General features: G+C 67.9%; 4 protein-coding genes and 1 pseudogene. All 5 read right to left on the bottom strand.

What is annotated here, in order from left to right; genetic code table 11:
* Positions 1-1403: S41 family peptidase (locus WBA11_RS09960; protein WP_424520546.1), on the bottom strand; the 1403-nt coding region annotated here is incomplete at its 3' end.
* A gap of 56 nt (positions 1404-1459) precedes the next feature.
* Entirely contained in the window at positions 1460-2905 is a 1446-nt protein-coding gene (locus WBA11_RS09955) for a TrkH family potassium uptake protein (protein ID WP_424520545.1), read from the bottom strand.
* 188 nt (positions 2906-3093) lie between these two features.
* Positions 3094-4203, bottom strand: coding sequence for an SPFH domain-containing protein (locus WBA11_RS09950; RefSeq protein ID WP_424520544.1), 1110 nt, complete (start codon positions 4201-4203; stop codon positions 3094-3096).
* Between the two features lie 80 nt (positions 4204-4283).
* On the bottom strand, positions 4284-4967 hold the full coding sequence (speD, locus tag WBA11_RS09945) for an adenosylmethionine decarboxylase (protein ID WP_424520543.1): 684 nt from the start codon (positions 4965-4967) through the stop codon (positions 4284-4286).
* Positions 4958-5459: pseudogene (locus WBA11_RS09940) on the bottom strand (polyamine aminopropyltransferase); the annotation flags it as partial. The gene speD and the pseudogene WBA11_RS09940, both read right to left, overlap by 10 nt.

Raw genomic sequence — 5459 nt, 5'->3', positions numbered from 1 at the left:
GCGGACCATGCCATGACGCGGCGGAAGTTGTTCGGCGCCGACGTGGCGTAGGCGAGCCACTGCGAGTCCGGCGACCACGTCGGCGCCATGTTGCCGCGCTCGATGTTGGTCCCGCCCACGTCGACGGTCTGGATGCGGCCGGACTCGACCTCGAGGACGCGTACGCGGACGTCGTCGTCGACGAACGCGATGTGCTCGCTGTCCGGCGACCAGACGGGCTCCCACGCCATCACGGACTCGCCGATGTCGATGCGGCGCGGCTCACTCATCCCGTCCTGCTCGGCCAGCATCAGGCCGTAGCCGTCGCCACCGGCGTCGGAGAACCACGCGACGTGCCGGCCATCTGGCGACCACGTGACGGCTCGGTCGGCGGCGTCGGAGGAGCGCGTCAGGTTGCGCGCGTCGCCGTTTTCGACGGGGACCGTAAACACCTCGCCGCGAGCCGCCATCACGATGCGCTGGCCCGTCGGCGAGAGCCCCACGGACTCGACATCGCCGGTGACGTTCTCCCACCTCGAGGCCGCCCACGGGAAGTCGCCCCGGACGGTGATCGACAGCGTCGAGGTTTGGTCGGTCGCGGGATCGAAGGTGTGGAGGCAGCCTTCGCGCTCGAAGGCCAGCACGTCAGGTCCGGCGCTGAGAGCCTTCACGTCGGCGTCCTCGAAGGCGGTCCGCTGGCGGAGGTCTCCGGTGGCCGGATCGTAGGACCAGACGTTGGCCGTCCAGTCGCGGTCGGAGACGAAGTAGACCGTGTCGCCGTGCCAGACGGGCTCGATGTCGGTCGTCCGCTCGTTCGGCAGGTAGATCTCTTCCATCGACTCGAGGTCGAGGATCGCGAGCGGCGTGTTCTGGCCGCCCCGGTAGTTCCGCCACTCCTGGTCCCACCGCCGCACGCGGTCGACGATCATCCGCTGCCCGTCGGGACTGTAGGCGCCGTCGGTCGCGCGCGGCATCGGAACGAGGGCCGACGGCCCGCCCTCGAGGGCGACCGTCCACAACCGGTTGTACCCGACGGGCGCCGTCTCCCTCGAGGACGCGTAGAGCACGCGTGCGCCGTCGGGCGACCACCCTCGTGCCTGCGAAGACGCTGGGTACCACGTCAGGCGCGTCGGGTCGCCGCCCTCGACGGGAACGGTGTAGACGGCCTCGAGGCCGGAGCGGTTGGACGTGAACGCGATCATCCGGCCGTCGGGCGAGAAATGCGGGTCGGCCTCGACGGCGGGCGTGCTGGTCAGGCGACGAGCGTCGCCGCCAGATCGGTCCGCCACCCAGAGATCTCCGCCGTGGGCGAAGGCGACGTGTTGGGCGCTGAGCGTCGGCTGGCGGAGCAGGAGCGTCTCTTGAGACTGCGCCGGGACGGTGACGAGCGCCGCGAGAACGAGGGCGCCAAGGAAACGAGTCATCGGGGTCATGGGGAGCCGCCGTGAGTATAGAGACGTCCTCGAGGACGACTCCGCTCCTACGCCCCGCTGACGCCAGCGTCCTCGAGGACGCGCTCGTCCGGCTCGCCGCGTCCGAGCACCTTGTCGAGGAGCGCAGCCACGATCATCAACGCGGCCATCACCTCCAAGCGGCCGAGCCACATGAGCGTGATCATCACGGCCTTGGCGGCGGCCGGGAGGTCCGCGCTCGTGACGCCGGACGAGAGCCCGACTGCGCCCAGCGCCGATGTCGTCTCGAACAAGACGTCGATCGTGTCGAACTCGCCGTCGAGGACGACCAAGAGCGCCAGCGCGCCAATCGCGAGCGACGCGATAAACGCCATCGCGAGCGAGCTCGCCTGGCGCACGAGCGAGAAGGCCTCGTCGGTCTCGAGGGCTTCTCCCTCGAACTGGTTCCTCCGCTTGCGGACGTCGTCCTTGTCGCGGATCTGCCACACGATCTCTTTCAGGAGCAAGGCGACGCGCCGAATCTTGAGCCCGCCGCCCGTCGATCCAGCCGCGGCTCCTACGAACATCCCAACGGTCAAGACCCAGAGCGCGGCGCCGCTCCAGTCGGCGAGGTCGACGGTCCCAAAGCCACACGTGGCGAGCGCGCTCGCCCACATGAACGCGAAGTCGGTCGTGCTTCCAGTGTCGCCGCGCGCCGTCGTGACGCCCAGCAGGACCACGCTGCCCAAGACGAGTGCGATCCACAGTCCGACGGTCTGGCTGTCCCGCCACAGGTCGCTCCACTGGCGGCGCGTGAACACGCGGACGTGGACCGCGAAGTCCATCGCCCCCAGCACCATCACGACGATCCCGACCCACTTCACAACGGAGCCGTAGCTCCCGAAGCTGTCCGACGTCACGGCGAAGCCTCCGGTCGCGACGCCCGCGACACCGTGATTGAGCGCCTCCCACAGAGGCATCCCCACGAGCCAGAACGCGATCACGGACGCGCCCGTCAGGACGGAGTAGACCATCCACAAGCGCTTGACCGCGTCGGTGTTGTCTTCCGCAAACTCCTCGACGTTGATCTCGGAGGTCACGAGCGAGACGCGGTTTGCGTGGGTCCGAAACAGGATCAGCGCCAGCATCACCACACCCATCCCGCCAACCCACTCGAGGGCGGTGCGCCACCATTGGAAGGCAAAGGGAAGCTCGGACGGATCCGACGCCATCGTCAGCCCCGAGCTCGTGAGGGCCGACATCCCCTCAAAAAAGGCGCTCCACACGGTCCCGTAGGGTGCCATCGACGGCTCACCGCTGCCCACGGCCGCTATGTAAAGCGGCAACCCCCCGAGCATGGCCGCCCCGATCCAGCCTACCGCCACGACGACGGCTCCCATCGGAGATCGAAGACCATCGGAGGAGGACGTCCGGCAGAGGTAGCGAATCGCCAGTCCTCCGCCCAGGCTTACGGCCGCAGTCACTCCAAGCGGCACGAGCGCCCACCACTCCCCCGCGACAGCGCCGACGACCATAGCCGTCAGCGCTACCAAACCGGGTACAGTCAGTAATCCTCCTATGTCCGACAGGACCGCCTTCGCCTGCGGACTCATTGACCGACCAGACCGTGAACAGCGAACCTACCCGGCAGCGAGCGTTTCTGCTGCCGGGCTTTCCCTAATCCTTTTCGAGGGCGCACACGAGGAGTCGCCCTCGAGGACGGCTAGGCGCCGGGCGGCGGAGGGGGCGGTGGTACGGCGCCGAACACCGGGCCGAGTGCGTCGACCTCGCCGGCGCGGGTCCATCCGCTCATGCCCTCGTTCCAGACGTGCGTCTGGCGCGTCAGGCTCCCGTCGCCGGCCTTACGACGGAGTTGGTCGAGCGTGAACGGACCGGTCGTCTGGCCATCGACGGAGACGTGGTAGGTCACGGCCGGCGGCGGAGGCGGAGGCGTCGGGCTCGAGGACGGCTGCGCCGCCGCGCCGCCCATCATGGCGCCGCCCATCTGGTTCGCCATCATCATGCCCGCGCCCATCCCGACACCGGCCGCAGCGGCACCGCCGCCTGGGTTCTCGGCCGCCTTCCCGATCGCCTGGGCGGTCTGGAACTGCGTGTACGCGCCGAGATTCCCGATCACGCCCATGCTCGTCCGCTGGTCCAAGACCTCCTCGACAGCCGGCGGGAGGGACACGTTCTCCACTAACAGGTTCACGACCTCGAGGCCGTACTCCTCCATGTCGTCCGCGATCTTCTCCGAGATGAAGCCGCCCAGCTCATCCACGTTCGACGCCATGTCGAGGGCGGCGAGACCGGACGACCCGAGCACGTCGGTAAACCGGGCCACCAGCGTGTTTCGGATCTGGTTGGTCACCTCCTCAGTGTCCATCGCCCCCGACGTGCCGACCATCTCCTCCAGGAACGTCGCCGGGTCGCTGACGCGGAACGCGTACGTACCGAATGCCCGCAGACGCGTCGGACCGAACTCGGGGTCGCGCAACATGATGGGGTTCTTGGTCCCCCACTTCTGGTCCGGGAAGCGGCGCGTGTTGACAAAGTAGACCTCGGCCTTGAACGGGCTCTCGAAGCCGTACTTCCAGCCCTCGAGGGTGGTCAGGATCGGCAGGTTGGCGGTGTCGAGCGTGTAGGTGCCGGGCTCGAACACGTCGGCGAGCCGGCCCTGGTCGACGAACACGGCGGCCTGACCCTCGCGGACGACCAGCTTGGCGCCGGACTTGATCTCGTTCTGATGGCGGTCAAACTTGTGAACCAAGTCGTCGCGGGATCCGTCGGCCCACTCGACGATGTCGATGAGCTCGTTGCGGAGGCGGTCCATGAGTCCCATGTCTTTGGTGGGTTGGTGAGAGTGGGTGTCGAGTAACAGAATCGTCCTCGAGGGCGATTCCTCCTACAGAGTCATCTTCGCGAATGCGGGGATCCATGTAGTGGTGCAAGCGGCCTCGAGGGCGGTTCAGGAGTTTCAGCCGCTCGCGCGGATGTGATCGCCCTCGAGGACGAGTCACGGCTTGAATCGGCGGGAAGGCCGTATGGGTCCCCGCCTGCGCGGGGATGACTATTGGTGGTGGGTGGTGGTCCCGACATCGGTTCAGCCTGCGCCGTCCTCGAGGACGAGCGGGGTGTTCGTGCGACCTCAAGGTCGGGTTGCGCCGCATTCCCGCGAGCGACGGCGGTGACGCGTTCACGGCTTGGGCGCAGCGCTTGGCGGACGGAGTGGACGATGGCCTCGGTGTCGAGAGCGCCGCACGTGAACACGTCGAGCGTGACGAGGCCGGCCTCGGGCCAGGTGTGGACGCTCGCGTGGCTCTCGGCCAAGAGGACGATGCCGGTCACGCCGTCGGGCTCGAACTGGTGGAAGCGGGATCCGAGGACGGTCGCGCCGGCACTGCGACAGGCGTCCGGCAACAGCCGCTCCCACGTTGCGGTCCAGCGCAGCGGCCCGGCGTCCTCGACCCAGAAGTCAGCCAACAAGTGGTGCCCGCCCGCCCTCGAGGGCGAAGCAGACTGGGGGTGCCGGGAGTCGAACCCTGAGCCGCTAGGCCGGCGCAGCCGACCCTGAACCGGAACCTCGTTTACTGCCATTGCGCCCACCCCTTCTGGTAATAGCGAAGCACGACCGGATCGTCGAGCGTGCTCACCTCGACCTCGAGGCGGTCGATATCGGCATCAAAGTGCCGAGCCGCCTGGAACGTCTCCGGAGACATGACCTCGAGGGCGATGGACGGATCGTAGCGCTCCGGGCGGACGGCGTGCGTCGAGCCCAGGAAGAAACCCCAGTCACCGAAGCTCGGGATGTAGAGGTGGTATGGCTCCGGGTTCAAGCCCGCTGACTCGGCCGTCGTAACGATGCTCCAGAAGGCCTCACGCGCGAACGTCGGTGACGTCGACTGGACCGCGACCATCCCGCCGACGCCCAGGCGGTCGCGGACGAGGGCATAAAACGGTCGGCTATAGAGCTTCGCTAGGCTCTCGTGGTTCGGGTCCGGCAGGTCGATCAGAATGACGTCGAAGGTTTCAGCCGTCTGGGCGAGGTAGGCGCCGGCATCGTCGTTTACGACCTCGACGCGGGCGTCC

The sequence above is a fragment of the Rubrivirga sp. genome (assembly GCF_049648075.1).
Lineage (GTDB): Bacteria > Bacteroidota > Rhodothermia > Rhodothermales > Rubricoccaceae > Rubrivirga.
Note: the sequence above shows the minus strand (reverse complement) of the source record. Positions and strands in the feature narration are given on the sequence as shown.